The sequence below is a fragment of the Lutibacter flavus genome, from assembly GCF_900188355.1.
In the GTDB taxonomy this organism is placed as follows: Bacteria; Bacteroidota; Bacteroidia; order Flavobacteriales; family Flavobacteriaceae; genus Lutibacter; species Lutibacter flavus.
Map to the genome: position 1 here is coordinate 479215 of NZ_FZNX01000001.1, position 23627 is coordinate 502841.

The 23627-nt window shown below is 29.8% G+C and carries 21 protein-coding genes; 15 read left to right on the forward strand and 6 right to left on the reverse strand.

Annotation, left to right across the window (positions count from 1 at the left end):
• The first annotated feature begins 64 nt into the window (after nt 1-64).
• Complete coding sequence (locus tag CHB63_RS02100; RefSeq protein ID WP_089376769.1) at nt 65-1492, forward strand: ATP-dependent DNA helicase; 1428 nt, start codon at nt 65-67, stop codon at nt 1490-1492.
• A gap of 1 nt (nt 1493) precedes the next feature.
• Here CHB63_RS02100 and CHB63_RS02105 read toward each other — a convergent pair whose 3' ends face one another.
• Nucleotides 1494-1814 (reverse strand): YbaB/EbfC family nucleoid-associated protein, encoded by a 321-nt coding sequence (locus CHB63_RS02105; protein WP_089376770.1) that lies wholly within the window; start codon nt 1812-1814, stop codon nt 1494-1496.
• A gap of 67 nt (nt 1815-1881) precedes the next feature.
• Here CHB63_RS02105 and CHB63_RS02110 point away from each other — a divergent pair, with 67 nt between their 5' ends.
• The 3 genes from CHB63_RS02110 to CHB63_RS02120 all read left to right on the forward strand — a co-directional run bounded on the left by CHB63_RS02110 (nt 1882) and on the right by CHB63_RS02120 (nt 6462).
• The gene (locus CHB63_RS02110) at nt 1882-3942 is read left to right on the forward strand and encodes a S9 family peptidase (protein WP_089376771.1); all 2061 of its coding nucleotides are present in this window, start codon (nt 1882-1884) and stop codon (nt 3940-3942) included.
• A gap of 85 nt (nt 3943-4027) precedes the next feature.
• Nucleotides 4028-5065, forward strand: a complete 1038-nt coding sequence (locus CHB63_RS02115) for a PLP-dependent cysteine synthase family protein (RefSeq protein ID WP_089376772.1) — start codon at nt 4028-4030, stop codon at nt 5063-5065.
• A gap of 152 nt (nt 5066-5217) precedes the next feature.
• The gene (locus tag CHB63_RS02120) at nt 5218-6462 is read left to right on the forward strand and encodes an aminotransferase class I/II-fold pyridoxal phosphate-dependent enzyme (protein WP_089376773.1); all 1245 of its coding nucleotides are present in this window, start codon (nt 5218-5220) and stop codon (nt 6460-6462) included.
• Nucleotides 6463-6532: 70 nt separating this feature from the next.
• Here CHB63_RS02120 and CHB63_RS02125 read toward each other — a convergent pair whose 3' ends face one another.
• A complete protein-coding gene (locus tag CHB63_RS02125; RefSeq protein WP_089377558.1) occupies nt 6533-7219 on the reverse strand; it encodes a Crp/Fnr family transcriptional regulator in 687 nt (228 codons plus the stop codon).
• A 110-nt stretch (nt 7220-7329) separates the two neighbouring features.
• Here CHB63_RS02125 and CHB63_RS02130 point away from each other — a divergent pair, with 110 nt between their 5' ends.
• The 10 genes from CHB63_RS02130 to ppk2 (CHB63_RS02175) all read left to right on the forward strand — a co-directional run bounded on the left by CHB63_RS02130 (nt 7330) and on the right by ppk2 (CHB63_RS02175) (nt 17488).
• Nucleotides 7330-9699 carry a heavy metal translocating P-type ATPase gene (locus tag CHB63_RS02130; RefSeq protein WP_089376774.1) on the forward strand — a complete coding sequence of 790 codons (2370 nt, stop codon included), beginning with the start codon at nt 7330-7332 and terminating at the stop codon, nt 9697-9699.
• Nucleotides 9700-9813: 114 nt separating this feature from the next.
• Nucleotides 9814-9999 (forward strand): cbb3-type cytochrome oxidase assembly protein CcoS, encoded by a 186-nt coding sequence (ccoS, locus tag CHB63_RS02135; RefSeq protein WP_089376775.1) that lies wholly within the window; start codon nt 9814-9816, stop codon nt 9997-9999.
• Between the two features lie 24 nt (nt 10000-10023).
• Nucleotides 10024-12192 (forward strand): cytochrome-c oxidase, cbb3-type subunit I, encoded by a 2169-nt coding sequence (gene ccoN / locus CHB63_RS02140; RefSeq protein WP_089376776.1) that lies wholly within the window; start codon nt 10024-10026, stop codon nt 12190-12192.
• Nucleotides 12193-12198: 6 nt separating this feature from the next.
• Nucleotides 12199-12399 carry a CcoQ/FixQ family Cbb3-type cytochrome c oxidase assembly chaperone gene (locus CHB63_RS02145; protein WP_089376777.1) on the forward strand — a complete coding sequence of 67 codons (201 nt, stop codon included), beginning with the start codon at nt 12199-12201 and terminating at the stop codon, nt 12397-12399.
• The gene (locus tag CHB63_RS02150) at nt 12392-13039 is read left to right on the forward strand and encodes a cbb3-type cytochrome c oxidase N-terminal domain-containing protein (RefSeq protein ID WP_089376778.1); all 648 of its coding nucleotides are present in this window, start codon (nt 12392-12394) and stop codon (nt 13037-13039) included. Before CHB63_RS02145 ends, CHB63_RS02150 begins: the two co-directional genes overlap by 8 nt.
• A gap of 202 nt (nt 13040-13241) precedes the next feature.
• Nucleotides 13242-14657 (forward strand): cytochrome c oxidase accessory protein CcoG, encoded by a 1416-nt coding sequence (gene ccoG / locus CHB63_RS02155; RefSeq protein ID WP_089376779.1) that lies wholly within the window; start codon nt 13242-13244, stop codon nt 14655-14657.
• Entirely contained in the window at nt 14658-15110 is a 453-nt protein-coding gene (locus tag CHB63_RS02160) for a FixH family protein (RefSeq protein WP_089376780.1), read from the forward strand. It abuts the gene before it with no gap.
• Between the two features lies 1 nt (nt 15111).
• Nucleotides 15112-15834, forward strand: coding sequence for a sulfite exporter TauE/SafE family protein (locus tag CHB63_RS02165; protein WP_089376781.1), 723 nt, complete (start codon nt 15112-15114; stop codon nt 15832-15834).
• 2 nt (nt 15835-15836) lie between these two features.
• Nucleotides 15837-16694 carry a polyphosphate kinase 2 gene (gene ppk2 / locus CHB63_RS02170; protein ID WP_089376782.1) on the forward strand — a complete coding sequence of 286 codons (858 nt, stop codon included), beginning with the start codon at nt 15837-15839 and terminating at the stop codon, nt 16692-16694.
• A 2-nt stretch (nt 16695-16696) separates the two neighbouring features.
• On the forward strand, nt 16697-17488 hold the full coding sequence (gene ppk2, locus CHB63_RS02175) for a polyphosphate kinase 2 (RefSeq protein ID WP_089376783.1): 792 nt from the start codon (nt 16697-16699) through the stop codon (nt 17486-17488).
• Between the two features lie 59 nt (nt 17489-17547).
• On the opposite strand, the gene secA is transcribed toward ppk2 (CHB63_RS02175), so the two are convergent.
• The 4 genes from secA to CHB63_RS02195 all read right to left on the reverse strand — a co-directional run bounded on the left by secA (nt 17548) and on the right by CHB63_RS02195 (nt 22751).
• On the reverse strand, nt 17548-20886 hold the full coding sequence (gene secA, locus CHB63_RS02180) for a preprotein translocase subunit SecA (protein ID WP_089376784.1): 3339 nt from the start codon (nt 20884-20886) through the stop codon (nt 17548-17550).
• A gap of 178 nt (nt 20887-21064) precedes the next feature.
• The gene (locus CHB63_RS02185; protein WP_089376785.1) at nt 21065-21286 is read right to left on the reverse strand and encodes a DUF2795 domain-containing protein; all 222 of its coding nucleotides are present in this window, start codon (nt 21284-21286) and stop codon (nt 21065-21067) included.
• Nucleotides 21287-21376: 90 nt separating this feature from the next.
• Entirely contained in the window at nt 21377-21952 is a 576-nt protein-coding gene (locus tag CHB63_RS02190) for a cob(I)yrinic acid a,c-diamide adenosyltransferase (protein ID WP_089376786.1), read from the reverse strand.
• A gap of 22 nt (nt 21953-21974) precedes the next feature.
• Complete coding sequence (locus CHB63_RS02195) at nt 21975-22751, reverse strand: O-methyltransferase (RefSeq protein ID WP_089376787.1); 777 nt, start codon at nt 22749-22751, stop codon at nt 21975-21977.
• 156 nt (nt 22752-22907) lie between these two features.
• Here CHB63_RS02195 and CHB63_RS02200 point away from each other — a divergent pair, with 156 nt between their 5' ends.
• A complete protein-coding gene (locus tag CHB63_RS02200; protein ID WP_245856736.1) occupies nt 22908-23621 on the forward strand; it encodes a polysaccharide biosynthesis/export family protein in 714 nt (237 codons plus the stop codon).
• Nucleotides 23622-23627 lie beyond the last annotated feature (6 nt).

Here is a 23627-nt window from a genome sequence, read left to right on the forward strand (position 1 = left end):
TTTTTTTTAATGAGAAAAACTTTTCTGGCAAAATCAATTTGTATATTTGACATTTATTAGATGTATGACAAAAACTGCTCCCGAATTTTACAAAGAATTAATTAAAAAATTTCCATTTGAACCTACTAAATCACAAGATTTATTACTGGAGAATTTATCTGATTTCATTTTTGATAAAAATAAAGATTCTTTATTTTTAATAAAAGGATATGCTGGTACTGGAAAAACAACAACAATTAGTACCGTTGTAAATAATTTATGGCGTATTGGTAAAAAGTCAGTATTACTTGCTCCAACAGGAAGAGCTGCAAAAGTTATTTCAGGTTATTCAAATAAACAGGCATTTACAATTCATAAAAAAATATATTTTCCTAAAAAAAATAAAGCTGGTGGTGTTGATTTTACTTTACAGGTAAATAAACATAACAATACGTTGTTTATAATAGATGAAGCATCTATGATTCCAGATAGTCCAAGCAATGCAAAATTGTTTGAAAATGGATCTTTATTAGATGATTTAATATCGTATGTTTATTCTGGTGCGAACTGTAAAATTATTTTTATTGGCGATACAGCTCAATTGCCGCCTGTAAAATTAGATATAAGTCCCGCATTAGATGCTCAAAAACTGGAACTTAATTACAATAAAGAAGTAACAGAAATTGAGTTGAATGAGGTAATGCGTCAACATGCTAATTCTGGAATTTTAATTAATGCTACGGAACTTCGTTTAATATTGGCTAATAATGGATATGATACATTTCAGTTTAAACTTGGATTTCCTGATTTAATTAGACTAACCGATGGTTATGAAATTGAAGATGCAATAAATACAGCATATGATAATATTGGAGTAGAGGATACTGCATTTATAGTACGGTCAAATAAACGTGCAAATCAATACAATCAACAAATTAGAAGTAAAATTAGAGGACAGGAAAACGAGATTTCGACTGGAGATTTTGTGATGGTTGTTAAGAACAATTATTTTTGGTTGAAAGAATCTAGTGAAGCTGGATTTATTGCAAATGGAGATATTTGTGAAATTCTTCAAATATATAAGATAAAAGAATTGTATGGCTTTAGGTTTGCTGAAGTAAAAGTTAGAATGATTGATTATCCTAATGAAAAACCTTTTGAAACAGTTTTATTATTAGATACTTTAACTTCAGAATCTCCATCACTATCTTATGAAGAATCAAATAAATTGTATCACGAAGTTCGTAAAGATTTTGAACACGAAAGCTCAAAATATAAGCAATTATTGGGTGTTAAAAAGAGTAAATATTTTAATGCATTACAGGTTAAGTTCTCTTATGCAGTAACTTGTCATAAGTCACAAGGAGGACAATGGAAAACAGTTTTTATTGAGCAGCCTTACTTGCCTGATGGTCAGAGTGTTGAGTATTTGAGGTGGTTATATACAGCTGTAACCCGTGCACAGGAAAAAGTGTATTTAATAGGGTTTAAAGACGAATTTTTTATCGATTAAATTATTTAAATAAATCCATTCCGGGTATGTTTGGCATTCCATCTTTTGCGGCAGCCGCGAGTTCTGTTTCACTTATATTATTTGCTTTTTCCAAAGCATTGTTTAATGCAATTATTAAATAATCTTCTATTTCTTCGTGATCTGAAAGTTCTTTAGAAATTGAAATATTTTTAACAATTTTATTTGCCGTAACAGTAACTTTTACGGTTCCATTTCCAGCTTCACCATCAATTAAAATAGTATTAAGCCTTGCTTTAGTTTCTTCAATTTTTTGTTGAGCCTCTTTAAGCTTTCCCATCATTCCAGTTAAATCTCCAAACATTTTAGTGTATTTTTAACAAGTTAACGGGGCAAATATAGTATTTTTGCACCTTAGTAAAAAAATGTAAATGTCAGAAATAGAAATTAGAGTTCCTCTTGCTGAAAAAATTGAAAAGAAACTGGAAATTCATGGGGATGTAAGAATAGATAATTATTATTGGCTTAACGACAAGGAAAATCCAAAAGTAATTGATTATTTAAATGATGAAAATAGTTATTATGATGCTAAGACTAGTCATACTAAGCAATTTCAAGAAGAATTATTTGAAGAGATGAAATCTCGGATTAAGGAAGATGATGAATCTGTGCCTTATAAGAAGAACGGTTATTACTATATTACTCGTTTTGAAATAGGCAGTCAATACCCCATTTATACGCGTAAAAAAGAATCTTTAGATACCATTGAAGAAGTGCTGTTTGATGTAAATAAATTGGCCGAAGGATATAATTATTTCAAATTAGCAGGTTTGTCTGTAAGTCCAAATAATAAATTTGTAGCTTTTGGAATAGATACTGTTAGTCGAAGACAATATACTTTACAGTTTAAAAATTTAGAAACAGGAGAGGTTTTTCCTGAGAAGATTGAAAACACTACAGGAAGTGCATCTTGGTCAACAGATAATAAAACAGTTTTTTACGCACTAAAAAACCCGACTTCATTAAGAAGTGAAAAAATATTTCGTCACATTTTAGGAACCGATCCTTCATTGGATATTGAAGTGTATCACGAATCTGAAGAAGCTTTTAGCACGTATGTGTACAGAACAAAATCGGATCAATATTTAATAATTGGTTCACATAGTACGGTATCAACGGAATATAGGATTTTAGAGGCCGATAATCCTACCGGAGAATTCCGAATATTTCAACCTAGAGAACGTGATTTAGAGTATAATATAGCTCATTATAATGGCGATTTTTATGTACTTACAAATAAAGATGATGCTACTAATTTTAAATTAATGAAAACTTCAGAAAAGGAGACATTAAAAGAAAATTGGGTTGATGTGATTCCACATAGATCAGATGTTTTATTAGAAGATATTTCTATTTTTAAAGATTTTTTAGTTGTGGAAGAAAGAAGTGAAGGATTAAATAAAATTAGAATTATTCGCTGGGATAATTCAGAAGATTTTTACCTTCCTTTTGAAGAAGAAACCTATTCTGCAGGCGTTTATTACAATCCGGAATTTGATACAAATGTAATTCGATACGGATATAATTCTATGACAACTCCTAGTTCTGTGATAGATTTTAATGTAGATACAAAAACTAAGGAAATCAAAAAAGAACAAGAAGTTTTAGGAGGTAAATTTGACAAAAATAATTATATAAGCGAACGTTATTGGGCAACATCTAAAGATGGAACTAAAATAGCAATTTCTTTAGTTCATAAAAAAACTTCTAAATTATCAAAAAATACACCATTGCTTTTATATGGTTATGGTTCTTATGGTCATACCATTGATGCAGGGTTTAGTTCAACAAGATTAAGTTTATTAGATAGAGGTTGGGCATTTGCGATTGCACATGTTAGAGGAAGTGAGTACTTAGGGCGCAATTGGTATGAAGACGGAAAGTTGTTAAATAAATTAAACACATTTTATGATTTTATTGATTGTTCCAAATTTTTAATTGAACAAGGATTTACTTCAAAAGAACATTTATATGCAAGTGGTGGATCAGCTGGTGGTTTATTAATGGGGGCAATTATAAATATTCACCCAGAATTGTATAATGGGATTATTGCAAGTGTACCTTTTGTTGATGTTTTAACAACTATGTTAGATGATAGTATTCCATTAACAACTGGGGAATATGATGAATGGGGAAATCCAAATGAAATAGAATCGTATAATTATATGAAATTATATTCGCCATATGACAATGTGAAAAAGCAGAATTACCCTAATATGTTAGTTACAACAGGTCTTCATGATTCACAAGTACAGTATTTTGAACCTGCCAAATGGGTAGCAAAATTGAGAGAGTTGAAAACGGATAAAAATATTCTAATAATGCACACAGATATGGAAGCTGGACACGGTGGGGCATCTGGAAGATTTGATGCATTAAAAGAGATTGCAAGAGACTACAGTTTTATAATTGACTTAGAAGTTACACAATAATTAAAAAAAATTATTAAATTTGCATCTTAGATTAGTATTAATAATTCAATCATTGGATTTAAATTTTTGAATTAAACTCTAAAAAATGACACATAACACTGGAATAAGTAAAAATATTTTAGACCACATTGGTAATACTCCTTTAATTCAGTTAAACAAAATCACAAAAGATCTTCCTGGTAATTTTTATGCAAAATATGAAGGATTTAATCCGGGGCATTCTATGAAAGATAGAATTGCATTGCATATTATTGAAGAAGCAGAAAGACAAGGTTTACTTAAGGAGGGAAGTACAATAATTGAAACAACATCTGGAAATACTGGATTCAGTATGGCCTTGGTGAGTATCATTAAAGGTTATAAATGTATTTTAGCAGTTAGCTCTAAAGCTTCTGCAGGAAAAATCAATATGCTTAAAGCTATGGGAGCTAAAGTCTATGTTTGTCCTGCACACGTAAAAGCGGATGATCCTAGATCATATTATGAAGTTGCAAAAAGGTTACACTCTGAAACTGCAAACTCTTTTTATATCAATCAATATTTTAATAAATTAAATATTGATGCACATTACAATTCAACGGGTCCTGAAATTTGGGAGCAAACTAATGGTGAAATAACCCATTTAATTGCTGCAAGTGGTACGGGAGGAACTATTTCTGGAGTTTCTAAATATCTAAAAGAGCAAAATCCTGATATTAAAACATTAGGTGTAGATGCTTTTGGATCGATATTACAAAAGTTTCATGCAACGGGAGAATTTGATAAAAATGAAATATATCCATACAGAATTGAAGGATTAGGGAAAAACTTAATCCCTTCTGCTACAAATTTTAATGTTATAGATGTTTTTGAAAAAGTTACAGATGAAGCTGCAGCTCATAGAGCTAGAGAGTTAGCAATTTCAGAAGGTTTGTTTACGGGGTATACAAGTGGTGCAATTTTACAAGCTGCAATACAGTACGCAGAAAAAGGTTATTTTGACGAAAATTCAAAAGTTGTTTTAATTTTACCAGATCACGGTTCTCGTTATATGGAAAAAATTTATTGTGATGATTGGATGAAAGAACAGGGTTTTTTCGACTCACAAAAACAAGCACATCAAAAAGTAGAATTTATAAAGTAAAAGTTCTAATATAATAATTAAAAAGAGGCTAAATTTAAATTATTAGCCTCTTTTTTTGTATTAGTAAGATTTGATTAGAAACAAAAAAATACCGTACTTTGCACTCATGTAAAATATAATTGTGGTATTACAATTTTTACAAAATAACTTATATGAAAGATTTATTTGAAAGAATAGTTAAAGATAAAGGTCCATTAGGAAAATGGGCAAAACAAGCTGAAGGATATTATGTGTTTCCAAAATTGGAAGGTCATATTTCTAATAGAATGATATTTAATGGTAAAAATGTAGTTACCTGGAGTATTAACGATTATCTTGGATTGGCAAATCATCCTGAAGTTAGAAAAGCGGATGCAGAAGCTGCAGCTGAATATGGAATGGCATACCCAATGGGGGCAAGAATGATGTCTGGACATACAAAATATCATGAACAATTAGAGCAAGAATGTGCTGAGTTTGTTGATAAGGAAGCCGCTTATTTAGTAAATTTCGGTTATCAAGGAATGGTATCTGCAATTGACGCTCTTGTAACAAAACATGATGTTATTGTTTATGATATTGATTCACATGCTTGTATTATTGATGGTGTTAGATTGCATCATGGTAAAAGATATACATACCAACATAATGATATTGAAAGTTTAGAAAAAAACCTTCAAAGAGCTACCAAAATTGCGGAAGAAACTGGTGGAGGAATTTTGGTGATTTCAGAAGGAGTTTTTGGAATGCGTGGAGAGCAGGGTAAATTAAAAGAAATTGTAGCTTTAAAAGAAAAATATAATTTTAGATTTTTAGTAGACGATGCACATGGTTTTGGAACTTTAGGAGAAGGAGGACAAGGAGCTGGATTTGAACAAGGAGTTCAAGATGGCATTGATGTGTATTTTGCAACTTTTGCAAAATCTATGGCCGGTATCGGTGCATTTTTTGCTGCTGATAAAGATATTATTCAGTATTTACAATACAATATGCGTTCTCAGATGTTTGCAAAATCATTACCTATGGCAATGGTTAAAGGAGCATTAAAACGTTTAGATATGCTTAGAACGATGCCAGAACTTAAAGATAAGTTATGGGAAAACGTGAATGCACTTCAAAATGGATTAAAAGAGAATGGGTTTAATATTGGAAAAACAAATACATGTGTAACTCCTGTATTTTTAGAAGGAGATATACCAGAAGCAATGGCAATGGTTCACGATTTACGTGAGAATTACGGTATTTTCTGTTCGATTGTTGTTTATCCGGTAATACCAAAAGGGTTAATTATATTAAGGTTAATTCCTACAGCTGCACATACTTTAGAGGATGTAAAAGTTACGATTGAATCTTTTTCTGGAATTCGTGAAAAACTTGAAAAAGGAATTTATAAACGTATAGCTGCATCAATGTTATAAATTGAGAATGCAATGAAATAAAAAAGCCTTTTAGAAAAATCTAAAAGGCTTTTTTATAATATAATTAAAATTAATATCCTTCAGATATGTTTTTTAATGCAATTTTATTTATAATTTTTATTCTTTTACCCAATAAATCAATTACACCGTCTTTCTTTAAGTTGGATAATAATCTAATAGCAGATTCTGTTGCTGTACCAATGGTATTTGCAATTTCTTCTCTCGTTAAAACAACATCAATACATTTTTCATTGTCAACTCCAAAAATTTCTTCTAAATACAATAAAGTTTCAGCTAACCTATCTTTTACAGGTTTTTGAGCCATTTGAGATATTGAAGTATTAGCATCATTTAATTGCTGAGAAATATTTTTCATTAAATTTAAAGAAAACTGAGTATTCTCTTTTATGGTATCTAATATATCTCCTTTTGGGATAAAGCATACATGCATATCTTCTAGAGCGATTGCATTTAAACCGACTAAATCTTCACTTAAAATAGATCTGTGACCTAATATATCACCACCTTTTATAAATTTTATTATTTGCTCTTTACCGTTAGTGTTTAATTTTGTTAGCTTTCCTTTGCCATCTTTAATACAGTATAACCCATTTATTGCATTACCTTCAGTCATTAAATTTTCGCCCTTCTTAATTAAAAGTGAAGTTTTATGGTCAGATATTCTTTCTAACTCTTCATTAGTTAATGTTTTAAGGGCATTAAATCTTTTGATAATACATTGTCTGCAATTCGACATATTCATACAATTAGTTTAAGTGCTAAAAGTTGCAAATGTACAAAATAAAATGATTTTTATCATTTATTAAAAAGAATAAATGAATAGTTTTGTTGCGAAAATAAATCAAAATGACATTAAACAATTGTTATCATTGTGGAATAGACTGTGGAAGAACGCCTATTGAATTTAATGATAAATATTTTTGCTGTAACGGTTGTAAAACTGTTTACGAAATATTAAATGTAAATGAATTAACTTGTTATTATGATTTAGAAACCTCTCCTGGAACTATTCCAAAAGATATTAAAGGTAAATACAACTATTTAGATAATAAAGATATTATTGAAAAACTTTTGGAATTCAATGATACAGAAACTTCAGTAGTTGAATTTTATATTCCAAGTATACATTGTAGTTCATGTATTTGGGTGTTAGAAAATTTGAGTAAATTAAACGAAGGCGTAACAACTTCTATGGTAAATTTTCCAAAGAAATTATTACGTATTACATTTAAAAATAAAAGAACCAATTTAAAAGAATTGGTAGAGTTAATTACTTCAATTGGTTACGAACCTTATATTAGCTTAGAGGATGCAGATTCAAAAAATAAAAATGTTGATAAAACCTTAATTTATCAAGTTTCAATAGCAGCATTTGCTTTTGGAAACATAATGTTACTCTCTTTTCCAGAATATTTTGAAGTTGATGAGTTTTGGCTGGAAAAGTACAAACATTTATTTAGATTATTAATGTTTACAATGGCGATTCCTGTTGTATTTTATTCTGCAAAGGACTATTTTATTTCAGCTTATAAAGGGTTGCGTCATAAACTATTGAATATTGATGTGCCTATTGCTTTGGGAATTTCAGTTTTATTTATTAGAAGTACAATTGAAATACTTTTAGATATTGGATCTGGTTTTTTTGATAGTTTGGCAGGATTGATTTTCTTTTTGTTATTAGGTAAATTTTTTCAACAAAAAACATACAATTTTCTTTCATTTGAAAGAGATTATAAATCTTATTTTCCTATTGCAGTAACCTTAATTTTGAATAATAAAGAAACAAGTGTTCAAGTAAAAGATATTAAAAAAGGGGATCGACTTTTAATAAGAAATGAAGAATTGATTCCAGTTGATGGAATTTTAATTAATGGAAATGCAGCAATTGATTATAGCTTTGTAACTGGTGAATCTATTCCTGTAATGAAACAATCTGGTGATAAATTGTTTGCAGGTGGCAAACAAACTTCAGGAGCTATTGAAATGGAAGTAATTAGTTCAATTTCTCAAAGTTATTTAACTCAATTATGGAGTAATGATATTTTCAATAAAAGTGAAGACTTCACAATTAAAAATATTACAGATAGAATTAGTAAATATTTTACAGTTGCAATTTTATTAATTGCAATGTTTGCAGGTGTGTTTTGGTATTTTTATAATGCTTCTATGGCCTTTAATGTGGTTACAGCAGTATTGATTATTGCTTGTCCTTGCGCATTGGCTTTATCTGCTCCATTTGCTTTTGGTAATATTTTAAGAATTTTTGGATACAAAAAATTTTATTTAAAAAATGCAGAAACCATTGAGAATATATCGAAAGTTGATACAATTATTTTTGATAAAACGGGTACAATTACTTCTAACAATAAAACGAATATAGATTATAAGGGTACAGAATTAACTAATGAAGAAAAAACAGGGTTGAAAAGTGTTCTACGTGCATCAAATCATCCACTAAGTAGGTCTCTTTATGAGTTAATAAATGAAGATGCTATTGCTGAAAAACCTTCTGAATTTAAAGAGATTTTAGGAAAAGGAATTGTTGCAACTATAAATGATATGAATTTTAAGTTGGGTTCTTCAAGTTTTGTTGAAGCTAAAACAATAAATGCAAATGAAACATCAATATATATTAAAATAAATGATGAGTATAAGGGTTTTTATATATTTAAAAATAGTTATAGAGAAGGTTTAAAAGAAGTTTTTAATAAATTGTCAAAACATTATAAATTAATTATTCTTTCAGGAGACAATGAAGGAGAACAACCTTATTTAGAAAAATTATTACCAGCTAATATTCAATATCAATTTAATCAAAAACCAGAAAATAAATTGGAGTTTATAAAGAATCTTCAAGAAAAAGGAGAAAGGGTTATGATGATAGGGGATGGATTGAATGATGCTGGAGCATTAGCTCAAAGTAATGTTGGAATCTCCATTTCTGAAGATGTAAATGTTTTTTCGCCCGCTTGTGATGCAATTTTAGATGCAAAACTTTTTAACAAACTGCCAAAGTTCTTAACATTGTCTAATAAAACTATAAAAATTATTAAAGCGAGTTTTGTACTTTCTTTGTGTTATAATGTTATTGGGATGTATTTTGCATTAAACGGATTGCTAACACCCGTAGTTGCTGCCATATTAATGCCTTTAAGCTCAATTTCTATAGTAGTATTTGTAACAATTTTAACTAATTGGGTATCAAAAAAAATATAACTTTTATAAACTGATTTTTTTTGCTAAATTTATAATATGATAATTATCATATAATTTTTCCAATAAAAAATTATTTTTGTAGATAAAATCAAAAGAAAAACTAGTAGCTAAAAAATGGAAGTCGTATACATTACAATAGGCGTAAGTATAGTTGTTGCCGTATTTTTTTTCATAATATTTATTAAATCAGTTAAATCGGGGCAGTACGAGGACATGTACACGCCTTCAATTCGTATGTTGTTTGATGATGAACTAGTCACTACAAAAGAAAAAGATAAAAAAGAAAAGTCAACTAAATAATAATTAATAATTAATCAAACACGTATGGAAAAAGAACAGTTTTATTATGATAATAAAATCGTAAAAATGTTTCTTTGGGCTACAATTCTTTGGGGAGTTGTAGGAATGTTAGTAGGGCTATTAGTAGCGCTACTTTTTGTTTTCCCAGGATTATTGGAATTTGCAGGAGCAGACAATGCTATTTCTTGGTTAAGTTTTGGTCGTTTACGCCCATTACATACCAATGCTGTAATTTTTGCCTTTGTAGGTAATGGAATCTTTTTAGGGATTTATTATTCTACTCAAAGGTTGCTTAAAGCAAGAATGTTTAATGATGTTTTAAGTAGAGTACATTTTTGGGGATGGCAAGCAATTATTGTTGCTGCTGCTATTACATTACCATTAGGGTTAACTTCTTCAAAAGAATATGCAGAATTAGAATGGCCAATTGATATTGCTGTTGTTTTAATTTGGGTGATTTTTGGAATTAATTTAATTGGTACCATTTTAAAGCGAAGACAACGACATATTTATGTTGCAATCTGGTTTTATATAGCCACCTTTATTACAATTGCGGTTCTATACATATTTAATAATTTAGAAATGCCGGTAAGTGCTTTTAAAAGTTACTCGGTGTATTCTGGTGTTCAAGATGCTTTAGTGCAATGGTGGTATGGACATAATGCGGTGGCGTTTTTCTTAACAACTCCAGTATTAGGTTTAATGTATTATTTTGTTCCTAAAGTAGCAAATAGACCAGTTTATTCATATAGACTTTCTATCATCCACTTCTGGACCTTAATTTTCTTATACATTTGGGCTGGACCTCACCATTTATTATATACGGCATTGCCAGAATGGGCGCAAAACTTAGGTACTGTATTCTCTATAATGTTAATTTTCCCATCTTGGGGTGGTATGATCAACGGTTTGTTAACACTACGTGGTGCTTGGGATAAAGTTAGAGAAAACCCGGTTTTAAAATTCTTTGTTGTTGCAATTACAGGTTATGGAATGGCAACGTTTGAAGGTCCAATGTTATCATTTAAAAACTTAAATGCAATTGGTCATTATACCGACTGGATTGTTGGTCATGTTCATATTGGAGCTTTGGCTTGGAACGGATTTATGGTTGCAGGTATTGTTTATTGGTTAGCTGAAAAACTTTGGAAAACACCATTATATTCTAAAAAATTAGCTAACACTCATTTCTGGTTAGGTACTTTAGGTATTTTATTTTATGCAATTCCGTTATATGTTGCTGGCTTTACGCAAGCATTTATGTGGAAACAATTCAACCCAGATGGAACATTAGTTTATGGAAATTTCCTAGAAACTGTTACGCAGGTTATACCAATGTATGCAATGCGTGCAATAGGAGGAACTTTATATTTAACAGGTTTTATTTTATTAGCAATTAATGTAATTAAAACTGCAAAAGCAGGTTCAACTGTAGAAGACGAATTAGCAGAGGCTGCACCATTGAAGAAAATTAGTGGTAAAAGAGTTGCTGGTGAAGGATTCCATACTTGGTTAGAAAGAAGAGTAGTTTTATTTACAATATTAACAACTATTGCAATTTTAATTGGTGGTTTAGTGGAAATTGTTCCTTTGATATTAGTAAAATCAAATGTGCCAACAATTACAAGTGTTAAGCCTTATACACCTTTAGAATTAGAAGGTAGAGACATTTATATAAGAGAAGGTTGTAATAACTGTCACTCTCAAATGATTCGCCCTTTCCGATCGGAAGTTGAGCGATATGGAGAATATTCTAAAGCAGGTGAGTTTGTATATGATTTCCCATTCTTATGGGGTTCACGTAGAACTGGACCAGATGTTCATAGAATTGGAGGTAAATACAACGATAACTGGCACTTTAATCACATGATGGATCCTCGATCTACTTCACCTGGTTCGATTATGCCGCGTTACACTTGGTTAATTAAAAATGACATGAATGCTTCTAATTTAGAAAGTAAAATGACTGGTTTAGTTTCTTTAGGTGTACCATATACTCCAGAACGAATAAGTGGAGCTAAACAAGAATTGTTAGCACAAGCAAAAGAAGTTGAAAATAATTTAAGACAAGATCCAGAGTTTGTTAAAAATTATGGTTCTAGTAATATACAAAATAAAGAAATTGTTGCATTAATTGCTTACTTACAGCGCTTAGGTACTGACATAAAAGCAAATAAAACAGCATTAAAATAATTTTATATGTTAAAATTTATTAAACATAATTTAGAAGGTATAGATGGAGTTGAAATTTATCCTATAATTTCACTACTACTTTTTTTTACTGTATTTATTACAATGATTATTTTTGTATATAAACTACCAAAAAAAAGTATCGAAGAAGTAAGTCAGTTACCTTTAGATCAAGATACTAATATTAAAGAAAACAGTCATCATGAATAAGAATTCAGAGAACATATCGGGTTGGAAAAAATTTATGAAATCCATGACAAAAGCCCACGATTTAGGAACAGAGGAAGACATAATGTTGGATCATGATTATGATGGGATAAAAGAATTAGATAATGTACTACCGCCTTGGTGGTTATATGGTTTTTATATAACCATAGCAATTAGTGCATTTTATATCTTTCAAGTATTTTATAATTCTGAAAATTATAGCCAAACCAAGGAATATGAAACGGCAGTTGCAGAAGGGAAAGCAGAGGTCGAAGCCTATAAAGAAGCTAATCCACAATTATTTGACGATAGTAATATTGTAGCGTTAACAGATGCTGCTGATATTGCAAAAGGTAAAGAGTTATTTACTTCAAAAACTTGTACAGCTTGTCATTTAGCAGATTTAGGAGGAAGTATTGGCCCAAACTTAACTGATAATAAATGGATTTTAGGAGGAGATGTAAAAAGCCTTTTTAATACTATTTCTAAAGGCGGAAGACCAGGAAAAGGGATGATAGCTTGGGAAAGCACCATTAGTAGAGATGAAAGAATTCAATTGGCAAGTTATATTATCTCAATGCAAGGTACAGAGCCCGCAACTCCAAAACCTGCCGAGGGAGATATTATTTGGCCCGAAGAATAGTATATAAAAATATAACCCTCGAAAGAGGGTTATATTTTTGATTTTTTTAGTTAGTAGTAAATGCGAGGAGTAAGTAGTAGGTTTATAATTTATAAAATTAAATCAACTAATTAATCCTTTTTTTTTGCCACAATTGTTTCAGGTTTGTTATTTAATTAATAATAAATTTGAAATAAAAAATTCAAATCATATTTAAAAAAATATGGAAAAAGCACCCGAAGAAAAATTTAGAGATTCTATTGCGACAATTGATAAAAGTGGGAAGCGTAATTTTATTTTTCCTAAAAAGCCAAAAGGAAAGTTTTATAATTATAGAACTTTAGTGAGTTGGATTCTTTTAATAATTTTAATAGCAGCACCTTTTATTAAAATTAAAGGAAACCAATTTTTGCTATTTAATGTTATAGAAAGAAAATTTCATATTTTCGGATTTCCTTTTTGGCCACAAGATTTTCATTTATTAGTAATTTCAATGCTTGTAAGTGTCGTATTTGTTATATTATTTACAGTTGTTTTTGGGAGAATATTTTGTGGTTGGATGTGTCCTCAAACTATTTTTATGGAAATGGTTTTTAGAAAAATAGAGTATTTGATAGAAGGAGATAGATCAAAGCAAATTAAATTAGAAAAACAAAATTGGGATGCTGAAAAAATCAGAAAACGATTATTAAAGTGGTTTGTGTTTTTTATAATTTCTTTTATAATTTCAAACGTTTTTTTAGCTTATATAATTGGCTCAGATCAAGTTTTAGGGTATATAATTGATGGGCCATTAGAGCATATAAATATGCTTTTTTACCTTTTAATTTTTACTGGAGTTTTCTATTTTGTTTTTGCATGGTTTAGAGAGCAAGTTTGCATTATTGTTTGTCCTTATGGAAGATTACAAGGTGTTTTATTAGATAATAAATCTATAAATGTAGCTTATGATTTCGTAAGAGGTGAAGGTGATAATGGCAGAAAAAAGTTAAGAAAGGATGAAAATAGAGATGAATTAGGGAACGGAGACTGTATAGATTGTAAACAATGTGTTCATGTTTGCCCTACAGGAATTGATATAAGAAATGGAACACAATTAGAATGTATTAATTGTACCGCATGTATTGATGCCTGTGATGAAATAATGGATAAAACAGGATTTGATAGAGGTTTAATTAGATATGCTTCAGAAGATAATATTTTAAAAAAGGAAAAATTTAAGTTTAATGCAAGGCTAATTGCATATTCAATTATTTTAACCATTTTGGTTGGTGTTTTGGTAACAATGTTGTTTTTACGTAATGATCTTGAGGCAACTATTTTAAGGTTGCCTGGTCAAACATTTCAAAGTACTGAAACCACCATAAAAAATGTGTATACAGTTAAATTAATAAACAAAACTACCGAGGATATTGAAGATATTGATATTAAATTAATTTCCCCCGAAGGCTCTATTGATTTAGTAGGTGGTACTATTGATTTAGCAAAACAAGGTTTAAAAGAAGGAACTCTATTTATTGAAATTAATAAAAAAGACTTAAATTCGTCGAAAGTAAAATTAAAAATTGGAGTTTACTCAAAAGGAAAGCTAATTGAAACTACTTCAACCAATTTTACTGGACCATTAAAAATTAAGTAGATGAAATTAAAAATAAGTTGGCCAACAGCTATTATTGTATCCATTGTTGCGTTTATGATATTTATTTTATCATTTGTATATAAAGTAACTTTTTTACCAGAATACGATCATCATTTGGTATCTGAAGAATATTATAAAGATGAATTAAACTATCAAAAAGAAATTGATAAAGAAAATAAAGGTATTGCTTTAAAAGAGAACGTTATAGTCGCTAAAGTTAGTGAAGGTTTGTTAATTTCATTTCCAAAAGAATTTAATCCAAAAGAAATTTCTGGAAAAATATCCTTTAAAAGATTATCAAATAGTAAAATAGATTTTGAACATCCTATTAAGTTAGAAAGCAGTGATTTTTTAATTAAAAATGAGAACTTATTAAAAGGTAGGTGGGATTTACAAATTGAATGGGTTGTTAAGGAAAATGTTTACTTATTTAAAGAGAAATTAATGTATTAATATGCTTTGGACTGCGTTAGTTTTGGGATTAGCAGGAAGTTTTCACTGTATTGGTATGTGTGGACCAATTGCATTTGTACTGCCAGTTGATCGCTCTTCAAAATCCAAATTAATTTTTCAAACTTTTTTATATCATTTAGGAAGATTGATAAGTTATTCTTTAATAGGATTACTTTTCGGGTTTATAGGTAAGGGGCTCTATCTTGCTGGTTTTCAACAACGTTTGTCTGTTTTAATGGGTGTTATAATGATTGCTGCAGTTTTAATACCAATTTCTATTCTTAATAAATATAATTTTTCAAAACCTTTATATAAAATTATTGGGCGAGTAAAACAAAAGCTAGGTTCTTATTTAAGTAAAAAATCAAATAAAGCAATATTTTCTATTGGATTTTTTAATGGGTTTTTGCCTTGTGGTTTGGTTTATATGGCTCTAATTGGCTCAATTTCAACAGGAAGTATTTTAATGGGATCATTGTATATGATGTTATTTGGATTGGGAACAATTCCATTGATGACAGGTGCAATTTTGCTTGGAAATTTTGTAAATTTATCTTTAAGAACAAAAATTCAAAAAGTAATACCAGTTTTTGTTGTTATTATCGGATTATTATTTATTTTGCGAGGGCTTGGATTAGGAATTCCTTATGTTTCACCATCAGACGCGAAACTGCAAATTTCTAATAATCCTGCTGAATGTATAACTGTTGATAAGGCCGAATAACGATGGGAGAAAATCCAAAATTAACTATAGAAGATTTTGAGAAAGCGACTTCAAATAAGGAACTTTTAGAAATTATAAGAGAAAAAAATATTCCAATAGATAAACCTATGAATAAAATTTTTTATGAGAGCGAATTGAAGAAACTTCAAATTGAACTTGTAAAACTTCAAAAATGGGTTTCAAAAAATAACAAACGCGTTGCTATTATTTTTGAAGGAAGAGATGCTGCAGGAAAAGGCGGAAACATTAGAAGATTTACAGAACATTTAAATCCACGTTCAACACGTTTAGTTGCCCTTACAAAACCTACAGAAGTAGAAAGAGGTCAATGGTATTTTAGACGTTATATTAAAGAATTACCAAACCCTGGTGAAATTGTTTTTTTTGACCGAAGTTGGTATAATAGAGCAGTTGTTGAGCCTGTTATGGGTTTTTGTAATGAGGCTCAGTATGATAATTTTATGGTTCAAGTTCCAGAATTTGAGCATATGTTATATGAAGATAACATGGTATTAATAAAATTTTGGTTCTCAATATCTAAAAATGAGCAACTAGCTCGTTTTAATTCGCGTTTAGAAACACCGTTAAAACGATGGAAATTTAGCCCAGTGGATAGAATGGGACAGGAATTATGGGATAAATATTCACATTTCAAAGAACAAATGTTTAGCAAAACACATACTAGTTACAGTCCATGGATTACGGTAAAGGCAAATGATAAGAAAGTAGCTCGTTTAGAAAGTATACGATATGTATTATCTCAATTTGATTATGAAGGAAAAGATGAAGCATTAACAACTGTGCTACCAGATCCTAATATTATTATGAGATATTATAGATCTGCAAAACAATTGGATTAATTATGGAAGAGAAATTTAAGTTAAAGGAAGAAGATGTTGCTATTCTTAATTCTAATAAAGGGTTGACAGCATTATTATCTAAAGAACCGTATAATTTAGAAAAGGCTATTAGATATGTGAAATATGAGAAGAAAATTAAAAAACTTCAAGTTGAACTTATAAGGTTGCAGCATTGGGCTATAGATGAAAATGAGCGGATAATTATAATTTTTGAAGGTAGAGACGCAGCTGGAAAAGGTGGTGCAATTAGGCGAGCTACAGAAAGAATGAATCCTCGTCATTTAAGAATTGTGGCTTTACCAAAACCAACTATTGAAGAACGTACTCAATGGTATTTTCAGAGATATGTAAATCAATTTCCGAAAGCAGGTGAAATCATATTTTTTGATAGAAGTTGGTACAATAGAGCAGTGGTTGAGCCGGTAAATGGGTTTTGTTCAGAAGAAGAATACAAAATTTTTATGAGTCAGGTGAATGATTTTGAGCGGATGATTACAGAATCAGGTATTCGTTTGGTTAAAATATATATGTCAATTTCGAAAAAAGAACAAAAAAAACGATTTGATGATATAAAAAAGAATCCTTTAAAACAATGGAAAATGACTGAGGTTGATGAAAAAGCTCAGGAATTATGGGATGTATATACTGAATATAAAAGTAAGATGTTTGAAAAAGCAAAAGAAGGGAATTCTCCTTTTAATGTAATAAGAGCAAATAGAAAAACCTATGCTAGAGTAGATGCAATAAATCATATTCTAAAAAAAATACCTTACGATAAAAATAGAGAAGTTTAGATAAAAAAAGCCTCAAATAAATAATATTTGAGGCTTTTTTTTATAATTTAATTAGAATTTTATTCATCTACAATTACCCAATCTCCTTTTTGAATTAGTGGGATAGCTTGCTTATATTTAACACTTTTATTTTCACCACTCATTACATTTTTAATTGTAACATGTTCATTTCTACCTATTTTACGTTCAGTACGTACTATAGTTTCAATAACTTGTGGTTGTTGTGTTTGATTTGTTTGTGTTCCTTCAGAAGAATTTTTATAATCTTCTTTACTTAATTTAACTTTTTCTCGTTGTTGTTCTCTGGCCTGTGAAACCTGACTAGCATCTTGTGATGGTAATTCACCTTTAAATAAGAAAGACAAAACTTCTTTATTTACTTTATCCAACATACCATTAAACAATTCAAACGATTCAAATTTATAAATTAATAATGGATCTTTTTGCTCATAAGTAGCATTTTGAACCGATTGTTTTAATTCATCCATTTGACGTAAATGATCTTTCCACGTATCATCTATTATTGCCAATGTAATATTTTTTTCAAAATCTGTAACTAAACCTCTACCTTCAGTTTCATAGGCTTCTTTTAAATTAGTAACAACTTTTAATTCTTTTGTTCCGTCGGTAAATGGAACCACAATTCTCTCGTATTTATCACCTTGATTTTCATAAACATCTTTAATAACTGGAAAAGCTGCTTTTGCACTTCTTTCAAGTTTTGCTTTATAGTGTTTATAAACAACATCAAAAAGTTGATCAGTTAATTCCTGTTCAGTAAGTGTTTTAAATTGTTCTTCATCAAAAGGTGAACTTGTTGATGAAAAACGAATTAATTCAAATTCAAAACTGCTGTAATCGTTTGAAAGTTTGCTTTCTCTAACTAAAGAACTACAGGTGTCATAAACCATATTTACAATATCAACTTGCAAGCGTTCGCCATATAAGGCGTGTCTACGACGTTTGTAAACAACTTCACGTTGAGAATTCATAACATCATCATATTCAAGTAATCGTTTACGAACACCAAAGTTATTTTCTTCAACTTTACGTTGTGCTCTTTCAATAGATTTTGTAATCATAGAATGCTGAATAACTTCACCTTCTTGAAGCCCCATTCTATCCATCATTTTAGCAATACGTTCCGATCCAAATAAACGCATTAGGTTATCTTCTAAAGAAACATAGAATTGAGAAGATCCTGGATCTCCCTGACGACCAGCACGACCACGTAACTGACGGTCAACACGACGAGAATCATGACGTTCTGTACCAATAATTGCTAAACCTCCGGCAGCTTTTACTTCGTCAGATAATTTAATATCGGTACCACGACCAGCCATATTAGTTGCAATTGTTACAATACCAGGCTGACCAGCTTGTGCAACAATATCAGCTTCTTTTTTATGAAGTTTTGCATTTAATACATTGTGGTTTATTTTTCTAATTGATAGCATTCTACCCAACAATTCTGAAATTTCTACAGATGTTGTACCAACTAAGACAGGACGGCCTTGATTTACTAAATTTTCAATTTCATTAATAACCGCATTGTATTTTTCTCTTTTAGTTTTAAAAACTAAATCTTCTTTATCTTTACGAACTAAAGGAACATTTGTTGGTATTTCAATAACATCTAACTTGTAGATATCCCAAAATTCTCCAGCTTCCGTAATTGCTGTACCCGTCATACCAGAAAGTTTACGGTACATTCTAAAGTAATTTTGAAGTGTTACAGTTGCATACGTTTGAGTTGCAGCTTCAATTTTTACATTCTCTTTAGCTTCAATCGCTTGGTGCAGCCCGTCTGAATAACGACGACCATCCATAATACGACCAGTTTGCTCATCAACAATTTTAATTTTATCTTCCATTATCACATATTCAACATCTTTTTCAAATAATGTATATGCTTTTAAAAGTTGATTCATTGTATGAATACGCTCACTTTTAATACTGAATTCTCTAAATAATTCTTCTTTTTTTGAAGTGTTTTCTTCGGGATTTAAGTTACTACTGTCAATTAGACCAATTTCAGTACTTAAATCTGGTAAAATAAAGAAACTCTCATCACCGTCATCACCAGATAAAAAAGAAATTCCTTTATCAGTTAACTCAATTGAGTTATTTTTTTCATCAATCACAAAATACAATTCCTCGTCAATTTTTGGCATTTCACGATTGTTGTCTTGCATATAAGTATTTTCGGTTTTCTGCAAAAGTTGCTTAATACCTTCCTGACTTAAAAATTTAATTAAAGCTTTACTTTTTGGAAGACCACGATACACACGGAGTAATAAAAAACCACCTTCTTTAGTATCACCTTCTTTTATTAATTTTTTTACTTCAGCTAAAACACCAGTCAGGTAATTACGTTGAATAGAAACAATTTTATCTACACTTGGTTTTAACTCGTTAAATTCATGGCGATCGGCATTTGCGGTTGCACCAGAAATAATTAATGGAGTTCTGGCATCATCAACTAATACAGAATCCACCTCATCTACAATTGCGTAATTATGAGGGCGCTGTACTAAATCATTTGGAGAGTGTGCCATATTATCACGTAAATAATCGAAACCAAATTCGTTATTTGTACCGTAAGTAATATCTGAGTTATAAGCTTTTCTTCTGGCATCAGAATTTGGTTGGTGATGATCTACACAATCAACACTTAAACCGTGAAACTCAAAAATAGGAGCCATCCAAGCAGCATCACGTTTTGCTAAGTAATCATTTACAGTAACAACATGAACACCTTTTCCTGATAATGCATTTAAGTAAACAGGCAAGGTAGAAACCAATGTTTTCCCTTCTCCAGTCATCATTTCAGCAATTTTACCTTGGTGCAAAACAGAACCACCAATTAACTGAACGTCATAGTGAATCATATCCCAAGTCACTTCTTTACCTTGAGCATCCCAGGTATTTGACCAAAAAGCTTTATCATCTTCAAGTGTAATATTATTTTTTGTTGCAGAAAGTTCTCTATCAAAAGGAGTTGCAGTTACAATAATTGCTTCATTTTCTGTAAAACGTTTTGCAGTCTCTTTAATAACTGCAAATGCTTCAGGCATAATATCGTTTAAAACTTTTTCTGAAGTCTCATAAGAATCATCTTCCAATTGATCTATCTCTGTATAGATTTCTTCTTTTCTATCAACATTTGCTTCGTGTGCTTCTTCTTGAAGTTGGTTAATTTTTGAGGTGAATTCTTTTGTAGCCTCCGAAATTTTTTCTTTAAAATACGTTGTTTTAGCTCTTAACTGGTCATTTGATAAATTTGAAATTTCACTCTCAAAGGCAGCAACCTTTTTTACAACAGGTTGAAGCAGTTTTAAATCGCTTTTCTTCTTATCACCAACAAATACCTTTAAAACGGAATTTAATATACTCATAATTTATTGTGTCAAATTATATAATTTGCCTAAAAAACAGGCGTGTTTTTTTCTAATGTTAAATTGTATGCGAATTTAAAATATTTATATTTTAAAAACCTTAAAATTAAACTTAATTTATTCTTAAAATAAAAGCAAAAAAAAAGCCTCGTTAGAGACTTTTTTGAATTTTGATTTTTTAGTATTCATCTTCATTCCAAAGATAATCATCTTCGGATGGATAGTCTGGCCAAATTTCAAGAATTGACTCAAAATTTTCATCTGCATCTTCAATTTCTTGAAGATTTTCTACAACTTCTAAAGGAGCTCCTGTTCTAATTGCATAATCGATCAACTCGTCTTTTGTTGCTGGCCAAGGTGCATCTGATAAATATGATGCTAATTCTAGTGTCCAATACATAACTTTTTTTGTATTATATTTTTTGCAAAAATAATTTTTTTACTCAAAAATCCAAGTTATTTCTTGCTTTTTTTCAATAATAAAATGAACTTATTTAATTTTCTCAGGAATCCAAGGGATTTCTTGAGCTTGATTATCAATAGTCAATTTTCGTGCCAGTACAAAAAGATAGTCAGAAAGTCTATTTAAATACATTATTATTTGTGGGTCTATAGGGCTCTCATCGTTTAACTGTGTGCATATTCTTTCAGCTCTTCTACAAATACATCTTGCAATATGACAAAATGACACCGTTGTATGTCCTCCAGGTAAAACAAAGTTAGTCATAGGAGGTAAAGTTTCATTCATTTGATCCATCTCACTTTCTAAAATTGCAATTGAATCCTTATTTATTTTATTGATGTTTAATCTTTCACTCCCATTTTTCAGAATTTCTTTTTCTGGGGGAGTAGCTAACATTGCACCTAGCGTAAATAATTCATTTTGAATTTTAAGAATGGTTTTAATTGAATGCTTATCAATTTTTTGATCTCTTATTAAACCCAAGTAAGAATTTAATTCATCTACGGTACCGTAAGCTTCAATTCTTATGTGGTGTTTTGGAACTCTTGTACCTCCAAAAAGAGATGTTTTTCCCTTATCGCCAGTTTTTGTATAAATTTTCATTGTATAAAAGTAATTAATAATGTTAAACTCTAATTGTAAAATGTTGCTTTACTTGTTCTGTTCTAAAAAAAACAAATCCCCAAAAATAGGTATCGATTGTAACAGTAACTCTTCGATGATTTTTAATTTCTATCCAAGCCTCTTGCATTTCTTTAGACCAATTTATATCATCAAAAATAAATACAGAATTATTATGAGCTGAATTTAAGCAAACATTAAAATATTGCAGCGTTGCTTCCTTTTGATGATTTCCATCAAAATAAATTAAATCAAATTTATTTTCTAATAAAACTTGTGGCAACGTATTATTAAACTCACCAATAATTAATTGAATATTTAATAGATTAAAAAAGTTGAAGGTTTCTTGAGCTATTTTGGCTGTGTTTTTACATCCCTCAAGGCTAATTATTTTAGCATTCCGATTTCCAATACTTAGTGAAGAGGTTCCTAATCCTAAAGAACAACCCAATTCTAAAATAGTAGTTGGGTTAAAATATTCGACCACTCTAATTAATAACGAGGCTCTTTTTTTTGAAATACCTGCAATTTTGGCAATTTTAGAGATCTTTCTTATATTGCTTTTAAATACTTTTGATCCGTTGCCAAAATCATTTACCTCTATAGTATAATTATTTTTATACAAAATATTTCTAATACTATTAAGTAATTGAAGTTTATGAACAGCCGTTTTTTTATTAAAACATTTAGTAACTAAATTGTAAACAAAAGGTGAATGAATACCATGTTTATTGGTTGACTTAATTAAAAAAATAAAGTATGATTTAATTTTAAAAAACATGCATTAAGTAGTTTCATGCGAAATTAACAGAAAAATTATTTTAAACCGCTATTAAAAATTATATTTGTGTCACCTGCAATCCTATTTTATATGAAGAATATTTTTTTGTGCTTAATTATTTTACTTTTTTTTTCGTCCTGCATTTCAACTAAACAAATGACTTATTTTCAAGGAGAACCAATTAGTGAAACTGAAATTCAAAAATTAAATAACGAGCCTTACAGATTACAAATTAATGATATTTTATATATAGATATTAAAGCTAACAATCCTGAAATTGTTTCAATGTTTAAAACCAGTGGAGGAAATGAAAGCTCTTCGAATAAAGGAGAAGGTTTGTATTTTTCTGGTTATAGTATTGATAGACATGGAAATATTAGAATGCCTTATTTAGGCGATGTAAATGTTTTGGGATATTCAGAAAAAGAAGTTAGAGAGAAAATAGAAGTTGAATTAGGGAAGTTTTTTAAAAATCCTGAATTGATTTTTGTTACAGTAAAATTAGCAGGAATTAAACTTATTGTTACAGGAGAAGTTGGTTCTCCAGGAACAATTAATTTAGCTCAAAATCAAGTAAGTATTATAGATGCAATTTCAAATGCTGGAGAAATAACACCTTTTGGAAATAGGGAAGAGGTAACAGTAATTAGAAAATCTATTGATGGAGTAAAAAAATATAATTTAGATTATACAAAAATTAGCATTTTCACATCAGAAAACTTTTATTTGCAACCAAATGATATTGTTTATGTTTCGCCATTAAAACAGAAATCTTGGGGTACTGGCGCAACAGGTTTTCAGTCATTTACAACAGTTGTAACAATTTTATCATTTTTAGTTAGTTCAGTTTTACTAGTTAAAAATTTATAATATTTA